The organism is Prochlorococcus sp. MIT 1323, assembly GCF_047304905.1.
Lineage (GTDB): Bacteria > Cyanobacteriota > Cyanobacteriia > PCC-6307 > Cyanobiaceae > Prochlorococcus > Prochlorococcus marinus_D.
In genome coordinates this window covers 2,192,815-2,211,806 of the sequence record NZ_CP138973.1, presented here as the reverse complement: position 1 = coordinate 2,211,806, position 18,992 = coordinate 2,192,815, and the positions used below count along the sequence as shown (strand labels likewise).

General features: G+C 53.0%; 21 protein-coding genes. 10 read left to right on the top strand and 11 right to left on the bottom strand.

Features of this window, described 5'->3' with window-relative positions:
• Positions 1 to 20: 20 nt before the first annotated feature.
• Both SIB68_RS10745 and folK read right to left on the bottom strand, forming a co-directional pair.
• A complete protein-coding gene (locus tag SIB68_RS10745) occupies positions 21 to 581 on the bottom strand; it encodes an NUDIX hydrolase (RefSeq protein WP_063401140.1) in 561 nt (186 codons plus the stop codon).
• Between the two features lie 69 nt (positions 582 to 650).
• Positions 651 to 1,346, bottom strand: coding sequence for a 2-amino-4-hydroxy-6-hydroxymethyldihydropteridine diphosphokinase (folK, locus tag SIB68_RS10740; RefSeq protein ID WP_328586787.1), 696 nt, complete (start codon positions 1,344 to 1,346; stop codon positions 651 to 653).
• On the opposite strand from folK, the gene SIB68_RS10735 reads away from it, so the two are divergent.
• Positions 1,282 to 3,420 carry a putative cobaltochelatase gene (locus SIB68_RS10735; protein ID WP_063400927.1) on the top strand — a complete coding sequence of 713 codons (2,139 nt, stop codon included), beginning with the start codon at positions 1,282 to 1,284 and terminating at the stop codon, positions 3,418 to 3,420. The two genes, folK and SIB68_RS10735, sit on opposite strands and share 65 nt — an antisense overlap.
• Positions 3,421 to 3,472: 52 nt before the next feature.
• Here the strand turns inward: SIB68_RS10735 and SIB68_RS10730 are convergent, their stop codons facing one another.
• On the bottom strand, positions 3,473 to 4,348 hold the full coding sequence (locus SIB68_RS10730) for an MlaD family protein (protein WP_063400928.1): 876 nt from the start codon (positions 4,346 to 4,348) through the stop codon (positions 3,473 to 3,475).
• Complete coding sequence (locus tag SIB68_RS10725) at positions 4,348 to 5,091, bottom strand: ABC transporter ATP-binding protein (RefSeq protein WP_063401142.1); 744 nt, start codon at positions 5,089 to 5,091, stop codon at positions 4,348 to 4,350. The genes SIB68_RS10730 and SIB68_RS10725 overlap by 1 nt, the downstream gene beginning before the upstream one ends.
• Positions 5,092 to 5,330: 239 nt before the next feature.
• Here SIB68_RS10725 and SIB68_RS10720 point away from each other — a divergent pair, with 239 nt between their 5' ends.
• Positions 5,331 to 6,653 carry a gluconeogenesis factor YvcK family protein gene (locus tag SIB68_RS10720; RefSeq protein ID WP_063400930.1) on the top strand — a complete coding sequence of 441 codons (1,323 nt, stop codon included), beginning with the start codon at positions 5,331 to 5,333 and terminating at the stop codon, positions 6,651 to 6,653.
• Here the strand turns inward: SIB68_RS10720 and SIB68_RS10715 are convergent.
• From SIB68_RS10715 to SIB68_RS10705, 3 genes are read right to left on the bottom strand one after another with little or no spacing between them, the layout of a single operon-like run.
• Positions 6,647 to 7,204: an NAD(P)H-quinone oxidoreductase subunit J gene (locus SIB68_RS10715; protein WP_011131257.1), complete on the bottom strand. Its 558-nt coding sequence runs from the start codon at positions 7,202 to 7,204 to the stop codon at positions 6,647 to 6,649. The genes SIB68_RS10720 and SIB68_RS10715 overlap by 7 nt on opposite strands.
• Complete coding sequence (locus tag SIB68_RS10710) at positions 7,201 to 7,953, bottom strand: NADH dehydrogenase subunit K (protein ID WP_063400932.1); 753 nt, start codon at positions 7,951 to 7,953, stop codon at positions 7,201 to 7,203. The genes SIB68_RS10715 and SIB68_RS10710 overlap by 4 nt, the downstream gene beginning before the upstream one ends.
• Positions 7,954 to 7,957: 4 nt before the next feature.
• Positions 7,958 to 8,320 (bottom strand): NAD(P)H-quinone oxidoreductase subunit 3, encoded by a 363-nt coding sequence (locus tag SIB68_RS10705; RefSeq protein ID WP_011131259.1) that lies wholly within the window; start codon positions 8,318 to 8,320, stop codon positions 7,958 to 7,960.
• Between the two features lie 83 nt (positions 8,321 to 8,403).
• Between SIB68_RS10705 and SIB68_RS10700 the strand changes: the two genes are divergently transcribed.
• The 6 genes from SIB68_RS10700 to SIB68_RS10675 all read left to right on the top strand — a co-directional run bounded on the left by SIB68_RS10700 (position 8,404) and on the right by SIB68_RS10675 (position 10,705).
• Complete coding sequence (locus SIB68_RS10700) at positions 8,404 to 8,832, top strand: rubredoxin (RefSeq protein ID WP_063400934.1); 429 nt, start codon at positions 8,404 to 8,406, stop codon at positions 8,830 to 8,832.
• A gap of 12 nt (positions 8,833 to 8,844) precedes the next feature.
• Complete coding sequence (locus SIB68_RS10695) at positions 8,845 to 9,852, top strand: photosynthesis system II assembly factor Ycf48 (RefSeq protein ID WP_063400936.1); 1,008 nt, start codon at positions 8,845 to 8,847, stop codon at positions 9,850 to 9,852.
• A 106-nt stretch (positions 9,853 to 9,958) separates the two neighbouring features.
• Positions 9,959 to 10,207 (top strand): cytochrome b559 subunit alpha, encoded by a 249-nt coding sequence (gene psbE / locus SIB68_RS10690; protein WP_011131262.1) that lies wholly within the window; start codon positions 9,959 to 9,961, stop codon positions 10,205 to 10,207.
• A gap of 3 nt (positions 10,208 to 10,210) precedes the next feature.
• Positions 10,211 to 10,360 (top strand): cytochrome b559 subunit beta, encoded by a 150-nt coding sequence (gene psbF / locus SIB68_RS10685; protein WP_011131263.1) that lies wholly within the window; start codon positions 10,211 to 10,213, stop codon positions 10,358 to 10,360.
• A gap of 15 nt (positions 10,361 to 10,375) precedes the next feature.
• The gene (locus SIB68_RS10680) at positions 10,376 to 10,495 is read left to right on the top strand and encodes a photosystem II reaction center protein L (RefSeq protein ID WP_011131264.1); all 120 of its coding nucleotides are present in this window, start codon (positions 10,376 to 10,378) and stop codon (positions 10,493 to 10,495) included.
• Between the two features lie 12 nt (positions 10,496 to 10,507).
• On the top strand, positions 10,508 to 10,705 hold the full coding sequence (locus SIB68_RS10675; protein WP_011131265.1) for a photosystem II reaction center protein J: 198 nt from the start codon (positions 10,508 to 10,510) through the stop codon (positions 10,703 to 10,705).
• A gap of 90 nt (positions 10,706 to 10,795) precedes the next feature.
• On the opposite strand, the gene mtnP is transcribed toward SIB68_RS10675, so the two are convergent.
• Complete coding sequence (mtnP, locus tag SIB68_RS10670; protein ID WP_063400938.1) at positions 10,796 to 11,710, bottom strand: S-methyl-5'-thioadenosine phosphorylase; 915 nt, start codon at positions 11,708 to 11,710, stop codon at positions 10,796 to 10,798.
• Between the two features lie 712 nt (positions 11,711 to 12,422).
• Between mtnP and mtnA the strand changes: the two genes are divergently transcribed.
• On the top strand, positions 12,423 to 13,535 hold the full coding sequence (gene mtnA, locus SIB68_RS10665; RefSeq protein ID WP_063400940.1) for an S-methyl-5-thioribose-1-phosphate isomerase: 1,113 nt from the start codon (positions 12,423 to 12,425) through the stop codon (positions 13,533 to 13,535).
• 294 nt (positions 13,536 to 13,829) lie between these two features.
• On the opposite strand, the gene SIB68_RS10660 is transcribed toward mtnA, so the two are convergent.
• A complete protein-coding gene (locus SIB68_RS10660; RefSeq protein ID WP_196757144.1) occupies positions 13,830 to 14,036 on the bottom strand; it encodes a hypothetical protein in 207 nt (68 codons plus the stop codon).
• 206 nt (positions 14,037 to 14,242) lie between these two features.
• Here SIB68_RS10660 and SIB68_RS10655 point away from each other — a divergent pair, with 206 nt between their 5' ends.
• A complete protein-coding gene (locus tag SIB68_RS10655; RefSeq protein ID WP_063400944.1) occupies positions 14,243 to 16,390 on the top strand; it encodes a bifunctional aldolase/short-chain dehydrogenase in 2,148 nt (715 codons plus the stop codon).
• A gap of 33 nt (positions 16,391 to 16,423) precedes the next feature.
• Here the strand turns inward: SIB68_RS10655 and SIB68_RS10650 are convergent, their stop codons facing one another.
• Together SIB68_RS10650 and SIB68_RS10645 are read right to left on the bottom strand one after the other, a co-directional pair.
• Complete coding sequence (locus tag SIB68_RS10650; protein WP_063400945.1) at positions 16,424 to 17,446, bottom strand: NAD-dependent epimerase; 1,023 nt, start codon at positions 17,444 to 17,446, stop codon at positions 16,424 to 16,426.
• Complete coding sequence (locus SIB68_RS10645) at positions 17,443 to 18,891, bottom strand: nucleotide sugar dehydrogenase (RefSeq protein ID WP_063400946.1); 1,449 nt, start codon at positions 18,889 to 18,891, stop codon at positions 17,443 to 17,445. Before SIB68_RS10645 ends, SIB68_RS10650 begins: the two co-directional genes overlap by 4 nt.
• Between the last annotated feature and the right edge of the window lie 101 nt (positions 18,892 to 18,992).

Genomic DNA, 18,992 nt, shown 5'->3' with positions numbered 1-18,992 from the left:
AACCAGCGGGATGGTGATCTTTAGAGACCCAACAACTGACGCGCCCGATACCAAGCGGTAATGCTCTTGCCATCCAGAGCTTCATCACCACTAGCTAAGCAAGCATCGAATTCAGCTGGGGTCATATGCAGCACCTCAAGATCCTCGTCTTCATCACCAGCAGGAGATTCGCTCAGGGCTTTAAGGTCTCGGGCCAGAAAAAGGTGTATGACTTCATCGGAGTAGCCAGGACAAGGCAGCATCTGCCCCAAAGAATCCCAGCGAGCTGCGCTGTAGCCAGCCTCCTCTGCCAGTTCCCGCTCCATCGAAGTCTGGGGATCTTCACCATCCTCAAGCGTGCCAGCAGGAAATTCCAGGATGCGGCGGGCTACCGCAAAGCGGTACTGACGAAGCACCACAACCCTGCCATCGGCAGTGATTGGCACCGCTAAGGAAGCACCAGGATGGCGAATCAGACCAAAGAGACCCTGTACCCCAATCGGCAGCTCAAAACGGTTGATCTCAAAACGAATCTTTCTTGCCTCTAACGCTGCTGTGGTTTCCAACAGCAAAGATGGCTCAGGGGGCGGAAGAGGCACCATGTTGACCACAAACAAAGAACTCCCAGCATGGTGGCTGATGACCAGACAAGGACTTGAATTGCGCCACCCCTATTCAAGCCAGTCCAAATCAGGGGGAATACGGCGCGGTACCTGAGCCACTCCCGTTAGGGCCGCTGCAAGTGGCACCACGACAAAACTTCGTTCAATCAGACGGGGGTGAGGAAGGATTAGGGCCTCGTGCTGAACCTGTAGTGCGCCCCAGGCAAGCAAATCAAGATCCAGTGAGCGCGATTCCCAGCGCATCAACTCTGCCTGGCGATCTCGTCCGAAGCGCTTCTCCAGGGCCAGCAGTCTGGCTAACAAGGACAGCGCAGCCGCTTCACAAGGCTGCAACAAAGCAAGCCGCGGCCCATCCACCACAACTACCGCATTGATGTAGACAGGCTGCTCGGGTGGACCGCCAACGGGGTCCGTCTCAAATAATGGCGACCAACGGCAACGCAAACCTGCAGGATTCACCCTTTCGCCCGATGCCTCTCCAAGCGATGTTGAGAGCCACTCATGGATGGTCTGCTCTAACTCAGGCCGCACTGCCCTCAAGGTGGCACGCGGAGGTCCAAAAGCACTAGCCAAATTGGCTCCTAGTGCCACCGCCAACGTGCTTGGAGCAGAATAAGCAGTAGAAACTCCGAGTTGATCAGCGAGACTGGCGCACACGTCATTGAGCCGGGGGGACTCCATGGTTGCAAGCGGATCGGCCGCAACTGCCAACACAAGGTCCAGAGATCGAGCAGGCCAGGACATGGCCACTCGTGCTTTTCCTCTTGCCGCAATTACAGGCCATGGAACGCTCAAGCTTTCACTGCTCCTAGCAGCGGTTGATCCAGAACTAGGTGGGGTGGTGATCGCCGGCGGCCGCGGCACTGGCAAATCGGTCTTGGCACGGGGATTGCATGCACTGCTACCGCCAATCGATGTGCTCGATCTGGAAGCCCTTAGCAAAGATCAGCAAACTTCACAAATTCATCGCCCCATTGGTCTCAACCTGGATCCAAAGCTCCCTGAGGAATGGGACGAAGCCAGCCAACGCCTGATCACGAAACAGGGCGCCACCGATGAGGAGAACTCAAAGGAGCCACTGCCGAGCCGTGTGATCCCAGCACCCTTTGTGCAAGTTCCAATTGGCATCACTGAAGACAGACTTGTTGGCGCTGTAGACGTCACGGCCTCCCTAACCAGTGGAACCCCTGTCTTCCAACCTGGACTACTAGCAGAAGCCCATCGGGGAGTGCTCTATCTCGATGAGCTCAATCTGTTGGATGACGGCATCGTCAACCTCATGCTGGCGGCAGTGGGAGCCGGCGAAAACCGAGTAGAGCGAGAAGGCCTCAGCCTCAGCCATCCCTGCCGTCCACTACTGATTGCTACTTACAACCCTGAAGAAGGGGCAATGCGCGACCACCTATTGGACCGTTTCGCCATCGCTCTCTCTGCCGACCAGCTGATCAGCAACGAGCAACGTGTTGAGATCACCGAGGCAGTACTGGCCCATGGCCAATGCAGTGTCAGCTTCGCTGCAAAGTGGGCCCAGGAGACCGAAGCACTAGCAACTCAGCTGCTACTGGCTCGTCAATGGCTGCCGGATGTACAAATCAGTCACGCACAGATCGAATATCTGGTCAATGAAGCCATTCGTGGAGGCGTGGAAGGGCATCGCTCTGAACTTTATGCAGTACGCGTGGCACGGGCCCACGCGGCTCTCAGCGGCCGAGACCAGGTTGAAGCAGACGACCTCCAAGTCGCCGTGCGGCTGGTGATTGCACCGCGTGCATTGCAGTTGCCGCCTCAAGAAGAGCAAATGGAGCCCCCCCCGCCAGAGCAACAGCAAGCACCGCCACCACCAGATCAATCGCAAGAAGACACTTCTGAAGAGGATGAAGATGATGACGAAGACACCCCTGAAGAGCAGACATCACCACCGGTTCCAGAAGAGTTCATGCTTGATCCAGAAGCAATTGCAATCGATCCAGACCTTTTGCTGTTTTCTGCAGCCAAGTCAAAAAGTGGAAACAGTGGGAACCGTTCGGCAGTCCTCAGTGACAGCCGTGGCCGCTACGTCAGGCCCATCATCCCTCGTGGCCCTGTTCGACGTATCGCCGTCGACGCGACATTAAGAGCTGCGGCCCCATATCAAAAAGCTCGGCGATCCAGACAGCCGGATCGCACAGTGATTGTCGAAGAAGGAGATCTGAGAGCCAAGTTGCTGCAACGCAAGGCTGGTTCACTCGTCATTTTCCTTGTTGATGCAAGCGGTTCGATGGCTCTAAATCGCATGCAGGGCGCCAAGGGAGCAGTCATTCGCTTACTCACCGAGGCCTATGAGAACCGAGATGAGGTTTCACTCATCCCATTCCGAGGAGAACAAGCGGAGGTTTTACTGCCTCCAACCAAATCGATTACTGCAGCAAAAAGAAGGCTAGAAGTGATGCCCTGCGGCGGCGGCTCTCCTCTCGCCCATGGTCTTACCCAAGCTGCTCGTGTGGGTGCTAACGCATTGTCTAAAGGAGATCTCGCCCAAGTTGTCGTTGTTGCCATCACTGATGGACGCGGCAATGTGCCTTTAGGGACCTCACTAGGTCAGCCACAACTTGAAGGAGAAGATCCACCGGATCTAAAGCAGGAATTACTTGATGTAGCGAGCCGCTACCGCAGTCTGGGGATCAAATTGCTAGTCATCGACACCGAGCGCAAGTTCATCGGCAGTGGTATGGGCAAGGACCTAGCAGAAGCCGCCGCCGGCAAATACGTCCAACTGCCAAAGGCAACTGATCAAGCGATTGCCGCCATCGCAATGGAAGCAATAGACCAGGTTAAATAATACTTATGCCTATGAATTGATCACGCATACAGGCTCTAAAGAGCTTAATATTTCAAGGTCTATTACCAGTAGTTTGGGCCGGGTAAAGCTCATTAAAAAACTCACCAAGGCCAATCGTAACGCTACGCAAAGAATTCATGAATTGCGGATCATTCGTAAGCTTTTCCACATCTCCACCCACTGCATCAAACTTTTGAGTAAGCGAGCGAGCGTAACTCACAGTCTGCTTGAGATCATTAACTGTTTTCGGATTATCGAATGCTTCAACCACATTGTTGATATGGCCGGTTGCCAGATTGAGATTGGTAATCATCGGTTCAGCTCGAGCCACCTCATCCTTGAGCTGACTCATTAATTTGGAGACATCTTCAGCCGTGCTCTCAATCTGCTTGGTGGTATCAACCAAATACGTGACCAACTTCTGCTTCTCTACCTCTTGCAGAATGCGCTCAAGTGTCTCTGTCACTGAAGAGATACTCACCGGAGGCTCACCCACAATCGTTGCCCCGTTACACAACACCTTGCTGCCAGAACAATCCATTGATCGAGGCAGGGGAGCATTAGCAGACAACGGCTGGCCAAGACTCACCAACGCCACCTGAGAATCACCACCAAGCAATGAACTAGAGGCCACCTTGGCGACAACAGGCTTGGAAAGGCGCAGATCACCCTTATTGATTTCGAGGGTGGCCCGCACAGCTTGGGAAGTCACATCAATTTTGACGACAGTGCCCACCAAGATGCCGCGATAAGTCACGGGGGAACGTTCAGCAAGACCGGTTGCATCGGGGAAGTTCACCTTGATGCTCCAAACCTTGGCGCCAAGACGCACACCCCTTAACCAGAACAAGGTTCCTGCAAAGGCAACCACTGCTCCAACGATGGAGAATCCGACAATCGCATCACGAACGCTGCGTCGCATAGACATCAATGCTCTTCAGGTTGCATTGGCCCGCGAAGACTACCGGTACGGAACTGTTCAACATAAGGATTATCCGTCTTACCGAAGTCTTCTATAGAGCCAGCCCAGTGAAACTTGCCTCCATAAAGCATCACCACCCTTTCTGCAGAACGTTCAATCGTGCTGCGTACATGGCTTACCACTACCGAACAACCTCTAGCCACTGTGGTGGTCTTAACAATTAAATCTTCAATTCGTGTGCAAGCCACAGGATCAAGGCCAGCAGTTGGCTCGTCATAAAGCAATAACGGCATCGCTCCGCTCTCCCGATCAGGATCATCAATGAGGGCCCTAGCAAAACTTACTCGTTTCTGCATGCCACCACTGAGCTGGCCTGGAAGCAGATCAGCCACATCGTAAAGCCCTACAGCTTCTAGACAAGCTATGGCTCGCTCACGAATCTCCTTCTGCTTAATGCGCCCCCCCCGCATCAACAAAAACCCCACGTTCTCCTCGACAGTGAGGGAGGCCAGCAACGCTGGGTTTTGAAAAACAAGGCGCACATCAGGGGGTTGCTCCTGATCAAGACGCAAATAAGCCTGCTGCTCCCCAAAGAGACGAAGCTCTCCGCTCGTAGGCAACTCCAAACCTGCCAGCAACCGCAACACCGTGGACTTACCTGCACCAGAGGGCCCCACGACCGCCAAGCGTTCCCCAGGCTGCATGACCAAGTTGACCTGATCAAGCACTGGCCATTGTCCCCACTGCATGGTGAGATCACACATCTCGACCACGGGGGTGGCTTTTGACACAAAGACCCTGTGCTGGGAACCGAGTCATTTTGCCCGGGATGTCGAAGAAGGAAAGCTTTCGTACAGTTGCGTTAAAGACCTATGGCCGGTTTGTCCCCGCGCATGTGACCTCGCCCAAACACCGCTTTAGCAAGCGCCGCTCTCATCAGCGCCGCGCCAATATCAAAGGGATAAAGGCTGCTAGCGAAAGGGGTCTAATGATCCGTTCTCGCAGAGCAGTGAGTTGGCTGCTACCTGGACTGGTCGTCAAGCGCTGGCTGCTCACTTCGGGCCTGGGCCTTCTTATGGCACTTCTAGGAGCCGCCATCTGGGCGGACCTCAAGCCCATCTACTGGATCATCGAGACCCTCGTCTGGCTACTGGGAACAATCACAACTGTGCTGCCACGCAGCATTACAGGTCCTTTAGTGGTCTTAATCGGAGCCGCCCTAGTGCTATGGGGACAAAGCCGCAGCTTTGGTTCGATCCAACAAGCACTAGCGCCCGACAAGGACACCGTGCTCGTTGACGCCCTTCGTGCCAAAAGCAAACTCAACCGCGGCCCTAACATCGTCGCCATCGGAGGTGGAACAGGCCTCTCCACTCTGCTCAGTGGCCTGAAGCGCTACAGCAGCAACATCACAGCGATCGTCACAGTCGCGGACGATGGCGGCAGTAGCGGAGTCCTGCGTCGCGAACTTGGTGTTCAGCCCCCAGGCGACATTCGCAACTGCCTGGCGGCACTCTCAACCGAAGAACCCCTGCTCACAAGACTTTTTCAATATCGTTTCTCAGCAGGTAGTGGTCTAGAGGGCCACAGCTTCGGCAATCTCTTTCTCTCTGCACTATCAGCCATCACGGGCAATCTAGAGACAGCCATCACAGCGTCTAGTCGAGTCCTCGCAGTTCAGGGTCAGGTCGTTCCCGCTACCAATGCAGATGTACAGCTCTGGGCAGAACTGGAAAACGGCCAGCGCATTGAAGGGGAATCAGCGATCGGCAAGGCCCCAAGTCCAATCGTGAGGCTTGGCTGCTTGCCCGCACAACCGCCAGCCCTGCCCCGCGCGCTAGAGGCAATCTCTAATGCAGACCTGATTCTTCTAGGACCTGGAAGCCTCTATACATCCCTATTACCCAATTTGCTTGTACCGGCCTTAGTTCGAACCATCCAGCAGAGCCGAGCACCAAAGCTTTACATCTGCAACTTAATGACTCAACCCGGGGAAACAGATGGCCTGGATGTTGTTGGTCACCTAAGAGCAATCGAAGCCCAACTCGCCAGCCTGGGCATCAGCCAGAAACTATTCAATGCCGTATTGGCCCAGGATGACCTAGGAGAATCCCCATTGGTGAAGCACTATCAAGCACGAGGTGCTGAACCGGTCAACTGTGATGCTCAAGCACTCATCGCCAAGGGCTATGAGTTGGTGCAAGCTCCATTGCAAGGGAAAAGGCCTCGCGCAACACTGCGCCATGACCCACGCAGCCTTGCCCTAGCGGTGATGCGCTTCTATCGAAAGTATAAAAAGAATGCTCAATAAGCATCCTGCATCTCATAAAAGTCTGGCTGCACATAATCTTTCCGCAGTGGCCAGCCCTTCCAGTCTTCAGGCATTAGCAACCTTTTCGGATGGGGATGTCCCTCAAAGTTGATGCCGAACATGTCAAAGGTTTCCCGCTCCTGCCAGTCAGCTCCTCGAAACAAGCCGTAGATCGATGGGAGCGAAGGTATGTCTTCACGGGATAAAAACACCTTGAGGCGTACCTCACGGACCTTGGCCGCTTCCGACGACGAATCTCCCACCCCCATCTTTGCAACCATTTCAGCCATGGCCACGAGATGGTAGAAGCAGACCAGCTGCTGGCCAGGGCCTTCGTCATAGCCACCCTGGCATTGAAGATAATCAAAACCATCAGCCTTGAGAGCTGCAACGATCACCTGCAGGAACATCGACTCCACACCAATCACCTCCACACCAAGATGATCAGGATCAAGCAACTGATGCTCAAAGCCCTGCTGGTTGAGCCAGCGGCTTACAGGTCCCGGTTCCGGACCCGCCGGCACCGGGGGGGTGGAAGGGGTCTCGCTCATGACTCGTAGGTTGATGAAGACTGAGAAGCTGGGCTGGCATCAATTTCAGAGGTGTTCAACTCCGCAGCCATTGGTAGCCCAGCACCAGGCGTCAAGGCAGCTTTCTGGGTATCAGCACTCAAGTAAACCCCGGTAACAATTGGCTCAACTCGCTTCATTTGATGGGGCACTGTGAAGTAGCGGTGGGTCTGGGCAATCTTGATCCGCTCAGCAACCGATTCATCACCCACTTTTTTGCGTAACTTGATCACCGCATCAAAAATTGCTTCAGGGCGAGGTGGGCACCCTGGGAGATACAGATCTACGGGGATGAGCTTGTCTACTCCACGCACAGCAGTAGTGGAGTCAGCACTGAACATGCCACCAGTGATCGTGCATGCACCCATAGCAATCACGTATTTAGGCTCAGGCATCTGCTCATAAAGCCTGACCAGGGCTGGAGCCATCTTCATGGTCACCGTGCCCGCAACGATCAGGAGATCAGCCTGCCGAGGAGAGCTGCGGGGCACCAAGCCAAAACGGTCAAAATCAAAACGTGATCCAATCAGAGCCGCGAACTCGATAAAGCAACACGCGGTGCCATACAGCAACGGCCAGAGACTGCTAAGCCGAGCCCAATTGTGTAGATCGTCCAGGCTTGTGAGAATGATGTTCTCACTCAAGTCACTGGTCACACTGGGAGCGCCTACGGGGCCACAACTCGCTGCACGCAAGTCACGTACGGCATCGATGGAGGGGGTCACTGACATGAAATCAACTCCACTCGAGGGCACCCTTGCGCCAGGCATAAGCCAGTGCAACAAGAAGGATGGCAATAAAAATAAGGGCTTCGATGAAAGCCAATAGACCTAAGCGATGAAATGCCACAGCCCAGGGATAAAGGAAAACGGTCTCCACATCAAAGATGACGAAAACTAAAGCGAACATGTAGTAGCGAATGTTGAACTGAATCCAGGCACCACCAATGGGCTCCATCCCTGATTCATACGTCAGCTCCCGCTCGCCGGTGCGACTGCGAGGCGCCAAGAGCTTGTTAGTGACAAGCGCCAAGATCGGTACTGCTGCTGAGATCAGCAGAAAGCCGAGAAAAGCGTCATAACCCGGCAGCGCAAACATGGACAAGTACGACTTGCTTCTCAGTCTGGCATTCACTGCCATGGGCTAACGCCGATAGAGTTATCCCACCTGACAGTGCAGCTGTGAGCGACAAAACCACACCTGCCGAAGACTCGACAGAAGCCGAATCAGTTGCTCAAACTGACGTTGATGGTATGGCCCCAGACACCATCGCCTCAGCAGAGTCCGACACCGATGAGCTCACCCATCGCTTTGAGTGCCGCAGTTGCGGTTACGTCTATGACCCAGAAGAAGGAGTCAAGAAGCTTGGCATCACTTCCGGAACAGCTTTCAAGGATCTCGATCCAACCAACTTTCGTTGCCCCGTATGCCGTGCCCGCATCGACGCCTTCAAAAACATCGGTCCTCGCAGTGCACCTAGCGGCTTTGACCAAAACCTCAACTACGGCATTGGCGTCAACCGCTTAACACCAGGGCAAAAGAATGTCCTGATCTTTGGAGGCCTGGCACTGGCCTTCGCCTTCTTCCTCTCCCTCTACTCACTGCGTTAACGCATCCCTGCCATGAGCCGCCTGTTCTCGAACCTTTTCAACCTTCTGCTGATTGCGGCCATCGGGTTCGGCCTCAGTGGGTGCGTCACCAGCCGACTTCCGATCGCCAGCACCAGCCCATGGCAACCCTTGGAGTTGAACACTGAGTCCAATCCTCTGGACATCAGTTTCTCTGACGCCAACCACGGCTTCGTTGTTGGTACCAACCGCTTAATCATGGAATCAAATGATGGCGGTGTCAGCTGGAAGAAGCGCAGCTTGGATCTTGAAGAAGATGAAAACTTCCGGCTCATCAGTATCGATTTCAACGGCAATGAGGGTTGGATCGCTGGGCAGCCAGGGCTGGTGATGCACAGCACTGACGCAGGCAAGAACTGGTCACGCCTGAAGATTGAAAACAAACTCCCAGGCGATCCATATCTGATTACCAACCTAGGTCCCAATAATGCTGAGCTTGCCACCAACGCAGGTGCCATCTATCGCACAAGCGATGGTGGCACCACCTGGAAAGCAACTGTGAGTGAAGCAGCAGGTGCAGTGCGCGACCTCAGGCGCAGTGCAGCTGGCAATTACGTGAGCGTGAGCAGTCTCGGCAATTTCTTCTCCACCTTGGATGTAGGCCAGGATGTTTGGCAAAACCATGAGAGGGTGAGCAGCAAGCGGGTGCAGAGCCTGGGTTATCAACCCAACGGTGAACTATGGATGGTGGCCAGGGGGGCCGAGATCCGCCTGAACGATCAACCCGGCAACGTCGACAGCTGGGGGAAAGCGATGATTCCAATCACCAATGGCTACAACTACCTAGATCTGTCCTGGGATCCCAACGGGGGCATCTGGGCAGCGGGCGGCAACGGAACTCTTATTAAGACTCTGGATGACGGAAAAAGCTGGCAGATCGATCCCATGGGCGACACACAGCCCTCGAACTTGATCAGGATACTGTTCGACACCAGCTCTGAAAGCCAAGCCAAAGGGTTTGTTCTTGGGGAACGAGGCCACCTTCTGCGCTGGGTGGGCTAAGGCTTGACCTTCAGCCAAATGAGCAACGCTCTGTAACCATGCCGTTCACCAGACGCAGTGTTGAGGCTCAGCCTTATAGGATCTAAAAGCTGATACGCCTGAGGCCATGGCTGCTGGCTCCACCGGGGAACGCCCTTTTTTCGAGATCGTCACTAGCATCCGCTACTGGGTGATCCACGCCGTTACCCTGCCGTCGATCTTCCTCGCCGGCTACCTGTTTGTGTCCACGGGCCTTGCCTATGACACATTCGGCACACCTCGCCCTGATGCCTATTTCCAGGCAAGCGAAAGCAAGGCTCCTGTCGTTAGCCAACGCTACGAAGCCAAATCCCAACTCGACCTGCGCCTGCAATAAACCATGGCTCAATCTTCTTCTGCACCTCTTCAAGCGCTTAACGTCCGTGTCTATCCGATTTTCACGGTGCGTTGGCTCGCTGTACACGTCCTGGGTGTACCCACAGTGTTTTTTCTTGGCGCCATAACCGCCATGCAGCTCATCCGTCGCTGATCCCACTCCCAAACCATGGAGCAAAACCCAAACCCGAACAACCTGCCGGCAGAACTGAACCGCACCAGCCTTTACCTAGGGCTTTTGCTGGTTTTTGTGACAGCCGTGCTATTTACCAGCTACTTCTTCAACTAAGGGATCTGAAGCATGAGTACGAAACTTAAAGGCCCTGACGGACGCATACCTGACCGTCTTCCAGACGGCAGTCCAGCCGTTTCATGGGAACGCCGTTGGACAGAAGGGTCCCTACCCCTATGGTTAGTTGCCACCGTTGGCGGCATGGCGGTTCTCTCAGTCTTAGGACTCTTCTTCTTCGGCTCCTTCACTGGAGTCGGTTCCGCTTAATTTAGAATCAAGATTCTGTGTGTAAACCCTGCCTAGCAGGGTAGGGATTTACATGCAGAGTTAGATCTTGTAAAAAACAAAAACTGACCATCAACTACCGCCAAACTCGCCCCAATAAGGCCTTGTAAAGAGGTCAAGTTTGCGGCGGGTTTTGTCAGTTACATGTTTTTTGGCGGTTAGCAAAGCATCTTCCAAAGCATTGTGAGCTGTGCTGACGGGACGAATATCTGCAACCATTTTGGCTGTTGCCCGAACGATCTTTGTGGCCAACTGTGCATTGGCCCTCAGATTTGCAAGCACCATCTCTACCGTCACGCTGTCATGGTGACCATGCCAACAATCGTAATCAGTAACCATTGATAAAGAAGCATAGGCAATCTCTGCTTCCCGAGCCAGGCGAGCCTCAGTGTGATTGGTCATTCCGATCACCATGCAGCCCCAACTCCTATACAGCTTCGATTCAGCTCGAGTGGAAAAGGCCGGACCTTCCATCGCCAGATAGGTACCACTACGATGCAATTGGCGTCCATCCGGCATCAGGCTTTCGCCAACATCAGCTAACAAGCGAGAAAGCGTGAGGCAAAAAGGATCAGCCATTGCCACATGAGCCACCGCCCCATCTCCAAAAAAAGTCAGTGGTCGCTGATGAGTCCGATCAATGAATTGATCAGGTACCACCATGTCTAAGGGGCGCACCTGTTCCTGCAATGAACCAACTGCTGAAGGCGAAAGGATCCAACGCACACCAAGCGAACGCATCGCCCAAATATTCGCTCGATAGGGAACTTCCGTAGGCAAAAAAGTGTGATTACGCCCATGGCGAGCAAGAAATACCACCTCCATACCGTCAAGGGTGCCGAGTCGAAAAGCGTCCGAAGGCTTTCCAAAGGGAGTATCAATCTCCAATTCTTGAATGTTCTCAAGGCCTTCAATGGCATAGAGACCACTACCTCCCAAAACTCCCAAACGAGCGCCTTCGAGAGAAGAAGTTGTGAGGCGATTCAATTAACGTCTTTCAGCTTTAAATAGCATAGCCCGTCAATAACTCGATCAATAGATCAATACTTATAGCCTTCAAGGGCTTCATGCATACAACTGATAGTCGAAGTATCACATCAAGTCATGAGTTTAATTAGCAAATATTTATTCAACCTTCAAAAAATTAACTAGCCAAGGTCTCCAGCAGAAAGAATCCATCAATCCCTGAGATAACTTACAAAGTGTTTACGATCAAGATGCATGCACACACACGTGAAATAACAATTAGATGATTCAAGCGGGCAATCATCTAAAGAGCCACCTTGATCCACTACATTGGGTTGAACAAGAGCAAATCCTAACTGGCTTAAAAAACATTTTAAAACCTGAAGGCGAGGTTTGTCTTGATAATGTTCATTTAAAAAAGAGTTAACTCATAAACACAAGAGGCACTAACCCAGGAAAGGTTAGACCAGGCCTAATGCTTTCATTCAGCCCAAAAGGTTACTGGGCCTAGCAATAATCAACAAGCCACACTTGAGCTAATCTTCAACCATGACTTCAATGCAGAAGCCTTGCTCGCAGCAAGGCTCAATGTATTAGTAGCCAAATATCACAATGGGCGATTGCACCAGGATGAATTAGCCATGCAACCTAACCGCTTTAGAAATTAGGAGCTGCCCAGGCATAACATCGACTCGATCAACACTGCCCAGGATTATCTAAATGGTGAAAGGTCATGAACATTGATGGCACAGCCTGGCGCACCATCTGGCTTGAAAAAGATGGGCATTCAGTCGGCGTGATCGATCAAACCCAACTGCCCCACAAGTTCAGCACCCTCAAACTCAGCAACTGCCAAGAGGCCGCAACCGCAATTCGCACCATGGTGGTGCGTGGGGCTCCATTGATCGGAGTCACCGGGGCCTATGGATTAATGCTGGCCCTACAAGCAGACCCCAGCGATGACGCCCTAGAGGCGGCCTTTAAGCAACTCAATGCCACCCGGCCAACAGCAGTCAATCTGCGCTGGGCCCTCAAACGAATCCGAGACAAAGTAAAACCGCTTCAACCAGCTCAGCGGGCAGAGGCCGCCAGAGCCGAGTCTGCCCTCATTGCCGAGGAGGACGTGGCCATGTGTGAGGCCATCGGCAACCATGGCTTAGCCATCATCCAAAAGCTTGCTGCAGGCAGACCAAGCGTGCGACAACAAGAGCCCATACAAGTGCTCACCCACTGCAATGCTGGCTGGCTAGCCACCGTTGATTGGGGGACCGCGCTGGCACCGATTTACAAGGCCCACCGGGCCGGCCTAAACATTCATGTATGGGTTGACGAGACACGCCCCCGCAACCAGGGCGCGAGCCTCACCGCCTACGAACTAGGTCGTGAAGGCGTACCCCATACCGTGATCGTGGATAACGCGGGTGGGCACCTTATGCAGCAAGGATATGTTGACGCAGTCGTCGTAGGTAGCGACCGAACCACACGCAGCGGTGACGTGTGCAACAAAATCGGCACCTATCTCAAGGCCTTAGCGGCCCTAGACAACAGCGTGCCCTTTTATGTAGCCCTACCCGGCTCAACAATCGACTGGTCAATCTCGGATGGGGTCGCAGAAATCCCTATCGAAACCCGCTCGGCGATGGAAGTGACCCACATCCAAGGACTAAACAACAACGCTTCTAGCAACAACCAACTCACCACCGTGCAACTCACTCCCAATCAAAGCGAAGGATTCAACCCTGCTTTTGATGTAACCCCTGCGCGCCTCGTAACGGCCCTAATCACCGAACGCGGAGTCGCGACAGCAAGCGAGACGGGTCTCATGGAGCTTTACTGCGATGATTAGAAATCAAAACCAATGAATGAAAAATATCACTACGGAAAGATTGATCAATGACCAATCAAACTCAAGGTCGTCTTTAGCCATAGATCAATCCTACTATCCATAGATGCCAATATTAGATGAATTGAAATCACTAAGGTCGACTCAACCTACACACTCAAATACAAAGAAGATCCTTACATTGCTACTCCTTAAGGCTTGACTGGAACCTATGCAAAAGAAGCAAATCCTCATCGGGGTTAAATACTTTGCAAAAAAGATATGTCACTGCACATAGCAAGCTTTTATTCCTCAGTTTTACATCTTTCCAACACCAGAGCTAAAATAGTTCATTAGATCTAGAGCTCGGCAATGATCAACAGAAGACTGCTCGACTTGAAAGAAATAGCCAACGTTGATTCTGCTATATATTGCTCCATAATCATTCAAAACCCTAATCATCCGAGGCGTTAGAACTTTTATCTCAACATCTTTTTCATCTACAAAGCCCAGACGGAACAGCATATGCACAATCACCAATCAGTAAAAATTCAGCCATCTGACTGAGAATCTCTTCAGTCAACACTTCATCCCAAGGAATTATAATTCGTGGCATGGCAACATCTCAACAAACTGCCCAATAAAGCTTTGACCCTTAAACATCAGCAAAGGAGAAAGCAGAGGAACTACAGCGCGACTGAAGTAACGTTCCCGTCGATACGCACCAATCAATGACGTGCCAAAACCGCTGGTCGGATGCCGAGGCACAAGCTGCCATCAAGTCTTACGCCGCGCAGGACGTCTCTGAAGACCTGGCTCTCCGCACTTACACAGCCCGTCTGCTCGGCTCAGATCCCCAGCTGGTGCTGCATGGCGGAGGCAACACCTCGGTTAAAACCAGCTGCATAGGATTGTTTGGCGATCACATACCAGTGTTGTGCGTGAAGGGCTCGGGCTGGGACCTATCAACCATCGAGCCGGCCGGCCATCCTGCTGTGCGATTGGAGAACCTGCAAGCCTTAAGAGATCTATCTGCACTTAGCGACGAAGACATGGTTGCAGCTCAACGCAGCAACCTGATCGATCCATCGTCACCCAACCCTTCGGTTGAAGCACTCCTACACGCGTTCTTACCAAGCAAATTCGTCGATCACACCCACGCAGTAGCTGTTTTAGCCCTAGCAGATCAACCAGATGCCGAACAGATCTGCCGTGAACTCTACGGTCGACGTGTCGCGATTGTTCCCTATGTCATGCCTGGCTTTCAACTAGCCATGGCCGCCATCAAAGCCTACGAACAAGCAGAAGTAGAAGCAGCTCAAGCGGGAGTTGAACTTGAAGGGATGGTGCTTCTCAAGCACGGCTTATTTTCGTTTGGAGCCACAGCACAACAAAGCTACGAGCGAATGATCAACTTGGTGCGTGAGGCGGAAGAGCGTCTTGGGGACACCCCAACGCTTTGCCTACCACCACCAACCAATCCAGCTCCTAAAACAAACATCGCTGCAATTCTGCTCCCGCTTTTACGTGGTGCCCTGGCTCAATCCGCAGCTGTGCATAACGCCCCCCAACGTTGGCTTATGGAGTTGCGCTCAACCCCACTGGCACTCCAACTAGTCAACGACATTCACCTCCAAGACTGGTCTCGCCGTGGAGTCGCTACCCCCGACCACGTGATCCGAACCAAACCCTGGCCTCTCATTCTCAACAAGCCTCCACAACTCCAAGGAGATGAAGCGATTGAATCCTGCCACGTGCTGGAGGAATGGCTCCACTCAGCAAAACTGGCATTAGAGAAATACATCACCTCATATCAGGATTACTTCGAGCGTCAGAATGCTCGCGTTGGAAGCCATAAACAACACCTCGATCCACTACCAAGGCTGATCGCAATCCCTGAACTTGGCCTCGTTGGCCTAGGACGTTCAACAACCGAAGCCAATGTCACCGCAGATATTGGTGAAGCCTGGGCCGCCACACTGATGGCAGCTGAATCAGTGGGACGTTTTCAACCAGTCAACGAGGCAGATACCTTCGAGATGGAGTACTGGAGTCTCGAACAAGCAAAGCTCGGCAAGGGCAAAGAAGCACCACTGGCACGCCAAGTTGTCTTGGTCACTGGTGGTGGTGGTGGAATTGGTTCAGCGATCGCCCTTGCCTTCGCCAAGCAAGGTGCACAAGTTGTCGTACTTGACAAGAATGGTGAAGCCGCAACAACGACTGCCAAAGAATGTGGCTCAAGCGCTCTCGGACTGAAGTGCGACCTCACCAATGCGGCTGAGGTTCATGATGCATTCACGACAATTGCAGCTTGCTTCGGGGGCTTAGACATCGTGGTATCCAATGCTGGGGCGGCTTGGAGCGGAAACATTGCCACTCTTCCAGAATCCAAATTGCGAGCAAGCTTCGAGCTCAACCTATTTGCTCACCAGCACGTTGCACAAGCTGCAGTTCGCCTGTTTCGAGCCCAGGGCAATAGAACGACAGAAACCAGCAAATCCTTAGGCGGACAGCTGCTCTTCAATGTCAGCAAGCAAGCGCTAAACCCAGGCCCTGGTTTTGGAGCTTACGGAATTGCAAAAGCGGCATTGCTGGCACTTATGAAGCAATACGCCCTGGAAGAAGGGCCCTCAAGCATTCGCTGTAACGCCATCAATGCAGATCGGATTCGGTCCGGCCTGCTCGATCAGGCAATGATTCGAGAACGAGCGGAAGCGCGCGGCATCAGCGAAGCCAACTACATGGGTGGGAACTTGCTCGGTGCAGAAGTCCGAGCAAGTGATGTGGCAAATGCTTTCGTGGCATTAGCCTTAATGCCACGAACCACTGGTGCATTACTGACAGTAGACGGCGGAAATGTTGCGGCGATGGTGCGTTGACGCCTTACATGCACATGCATGTAAGGCTCTCGATCAAACCTCATAAAAGCTTCGATACCACTGAGAAAAGAACTCCACCCCCTCTGCGATTGGGGTCGACGGCCGAAAATTCACCCAGGCCTCAAGAGCAGATGTATCAGCAGCGGTGGCCATCACATCACCAGGTTGCATCGGCTGGAAGTCCTTCACCGCTTCCCTTCCGAGAGACTTCTCCAAGAGCTCAATAAAATACATCAACTCAATGGGCTCGCTATTACCAATATTGAAAAGACGGTGGGGTACAGCAGCGGTGGCTGGATCAGGGTTCCGCGGATCGAAGCCTAAATTTGCGGTAGCAGGCTTGTCGCAACAACGAAGTAGCCCTTCAACGATATCGTCGATATAGGTGAAATCACGCTGCATCTTGCCGTAATTGAACACCTTGATGGGCTCGCCAGCAAGAATCGCCCTGGCGAAGAGCATCGGAGCCATGTCCGGGCGGCCCCAAGGTCCGTACACAGTAAAAAAGCGCAATCCTGTAGCAGGCAACCCATACAAATGGCTATAGGTATGAGCCATCAATTCATTGGCCTTCTTAGTAGCGGCATAGAGACTCACCGGGTGATTCACAGGCTGTTGCTCGTGAAAAGGCAAGTTGCGATTGCCACCATATACCGAGCTACTTGAGGCATACACCAAGTGCTGCACTCCATGATGACGACATCCCTCAAGGATGTGACCGAAGCCCACCAAATTGGCCTGAATGTAGGCCGCCGGATTCTCCAATGAGTAGCGAACCCCTGCCTGAGCCGCCAAATTAACGACCACCTGAGGCTTCTCAGCCCTAAACAATTCCTCTATGCCTGCACCATCTTCCAAGGCTATTGGATAAAAAGTCCAAGACTCTGTAAGGGAAGCCGCTTCAATCTGAGCAAGTCGTGCACGCTTCAAAGACGGATCGTAGTAGTCATTCAGGTTGTCAATGCCAATGACACGGTCACCCTGGGCTAACAGCCTCTGCACGAGGGCAGCGCCAATGAATCCTGCAGCACCGCTAACAACAACGCATCGACTCATACAGCACCATCTCCAACTCGCCAAAGCATCAAGCCAGACGATTTCACAGCTTCTGGATCGACAACAGCGCGAGCATCAAACACCCAGGCAGGTTGTCGCATCAAAGGGGCCAAGGCGACCCAATCAAGCTGTCTAAACTCATGCCACTCCGTCAGGATCAGCGCAGCATCAGCACCAGCGACTGTATCGGCAACGCTACTGCCGGACCACCAGGTTCCTTCGCCGCTAAGGGCGGCACGGGTAGGACCTGCCTGGACATCTGGCGGGGAACTAGCCGACAACTGCAAATCAAACGCAATCTGTTGCGGATCCACCTTCGGATCATAAATAGCCAGCTGAGCACCCTCCTCAAGCAGATCATGTGCGATACGAATCGCCGGCGCTTCTCGAGTGTCGTTGGTGTCTGCCTTAAAAGCAAAGCCGAGCAGTGCCAGCCGCTTACCTGTAACCGTTCCAAAAAGCTTTTGAACCACCAAACGAGAAATGCGGTGCTGCTGCCAAGTATTGAGAGCCACTACGTTTTCCCAATAGTCCGCTACATCCGGCAAACCAAAATGACGACAGAGATAAACCAGATTGAGGATGTCTTTCTGAAAACAACTCCCACCAAATCCAGGCCCAGATTGAAGGAACTTGGAGCCAATGCGAGAATCGCTTCCAATAGCGCGCGCCACCTCACGAACATCCGCACCAGTGCGTTCGCAAAGAGCCGCCACTGAGTTAATGGAACTGATGCGCTGAGCAAGAAACGCATTGGCGGTGAGCTTGGAGAGCTCACTGCTCCAAAGATTGGTAAGCAGAATTTTCTCAACTGGCACCCAATGGCCATAAATCTCTGCCAAAGACTGAATGGCAACGGGGTTTTCACCACCGATCAACACACGGTCCGGCGACTCCAAATCACGAATCGCCGTGCCCTCGGCCAGGAACTCTGGGTTGGACAACACAGAAAAACTGATCGGTAGTTCTCCATCAACCGCCTGCCGCTGAGCTACCTCAAGAATCGAACGCACAACTTCAGCGGTTCGCACTGGCAGCGTGCTCTTCTCAACCACAATCGTGTGACCCTGCGCAGATTGAGCAACCTGACGAGCACAAGCTTCCACCCAACGCAGATCACTGGCCTGACCGGCCCCCAGCCCTTTTGTTTTGGTTGGTGTATTCACCGAAATGAACACCATGTCAGCAGCAGCAATCGCAGCGTCCACCTGCGTAGAGAAAGTGAGATTGCGCCCGCGAGCCCGGTCGACCACCGCATCCAACCCAGGCTCATACACAGGCAGTTTGTTGAGATCAAGGTCATTCCAAGCAGCAATGCGGGCCTCATTGAGGTCCACCACGTTCACCTGAATCTGTGGACAGCGATCGGCAATCACCGCCATAGTCGGACCGCCTACGTAACCCGCACCAATGCAACAGATGTTGCGGATCGGGAAGGTACTCATAGCGTTGTAAACAGCGAGTTCAACAAAAGATGAGGGGAGAGACCTGCTCAGTCATGGCAAAAGATTAAGTGGAAGCTCAGCCTGCGAAGAAAGTTATACGA

Coding starts and splice junctions, on each gene's coding strand:
- SIB68_RS10745 (WP_063401140.1), bottom strand. CDS start 581: ATGGTGCCTCTTCCGCCCCCTGAGCCATCTTTGCTGTTGGAAACCACA.
- SIB68_RS10735 (WP_063400927.1), top strand. CDS start 1,282: ATGGTTGCAAGCGGATCGGCCGCAACTGCCAACACAAGGTCCAGAGAT.
- folK (WP_328586787.1), bottom strand. CDS start 1,346: ATGTCCTGGCCTGCTCGATCTCTGGACCTTGTGTTGGCAGTTGCGGCC.
- SIB68_RS10730 (WP_063400928.1), bottom strand. CDS start 4,348: ATGTCTATGCGACGCAGCGTTCGTGATGCGATTGTCGGATTCTCCATC.
- SIB68_RS10725 (WP_063401142.1), bottom strand. CDS start 5,091: ATGCAGTGGGGACAATGGCCAGTGCTTGATCAGGTCAACTTGGTCATG.
- SIB68_RS10720 (WP_063400930.1), top strand. CDS start 5,331: ATGATCCGTTCTCGCAGAGCAGTGAGTTGGCTGCTACCTGGACTGGTC.
- SIB68_RS10715 (WP_011131257.1), bottom strand. CDS start 7,204: ATGAGCGAGACCCCTTCCACCCCCCCGGTGCCGGCGGGTCCGGAACCG.
- SIB68_RS10710 (WP_063400932.1), bottom strand. CDS start 7,953: ATGTCAGTGACCCCCTCCATCGATGCCGTACGTGACTTGCGTGCAGCG.
- SIB68_RS10705 (WP_011131259.1), bottom strand. CDS start 8,320: ATGTTTGCGCTGCCGGGTTATGACGCTTTTCTCGGCTTTCTGCTGATC.
- SIB68_RS10695 (WP_063400936.1), top strand. CDS start 8,845: ATGAGCCGCCTGTTCTCGAACCTTTTCAACCTTCTGCTGATTGCGGCC.
- psbE (WP_011131262.1), top strand. CDS start 9,959: ATGGCTGCTGGCTCCACCGGGGAACGCCCTTTTTTCGAGATCGTCACT.
- psbF (WP_011131263.1), top strand. CDS start 10,211: ATGGCTCAATCTTCTTCTGCACCTCTTCAAGCGCTTAACGTCCGTGTC.
- SIB68_RS10680 (WP_011131264.1), top strand. CDS start 10,376: ATGGAGCAAAACCCAAACCCGAACAACCTGCCGGCAGAACTGAACCGC.
- SIB68_RS10675 (WP_011131265.1), top strand. CDS start 10,508: ATGAGTACGAAACTTAAAGGCCCTGACGGACGCATACCTGACCGTCTT.
- mtnA (WP_063400940.1), top strand. CDS start 12,423: ATGAACATTGATGGCACAGCCTGGCGCACCATCTGGCTTGAAAAAGAT.
- SIB68_RS10660 (WP_196757144.1), bottom strand. CDS start 14,036: ATGCTGTTCCGTCTGGGCTTTGTAGATGAAAAAGATGTTGAGATAAAA.
- SIB68_RS10655 (WP_063400944.1), top strand. CDS start 14,243: ATGACGTGCCAAAACCGCTGGTCGGATGCCGAGGCACAAGCTGCCATC.
- SIB68_RS10650 (WP_063400945.1), bottom strand. CDS start 17,446: ATGAGTCGATGCGTTGTTGTTAGCGGTGCTGCAGGATTCATTGGCGCT.
- SIB68_RS10645 (WP_063400946.1), bottom strand. CDS start 18,891: ATGAGTACCTTCCCGATCCGCAACATCTGTTGCATTGGTGCGGGTTAC.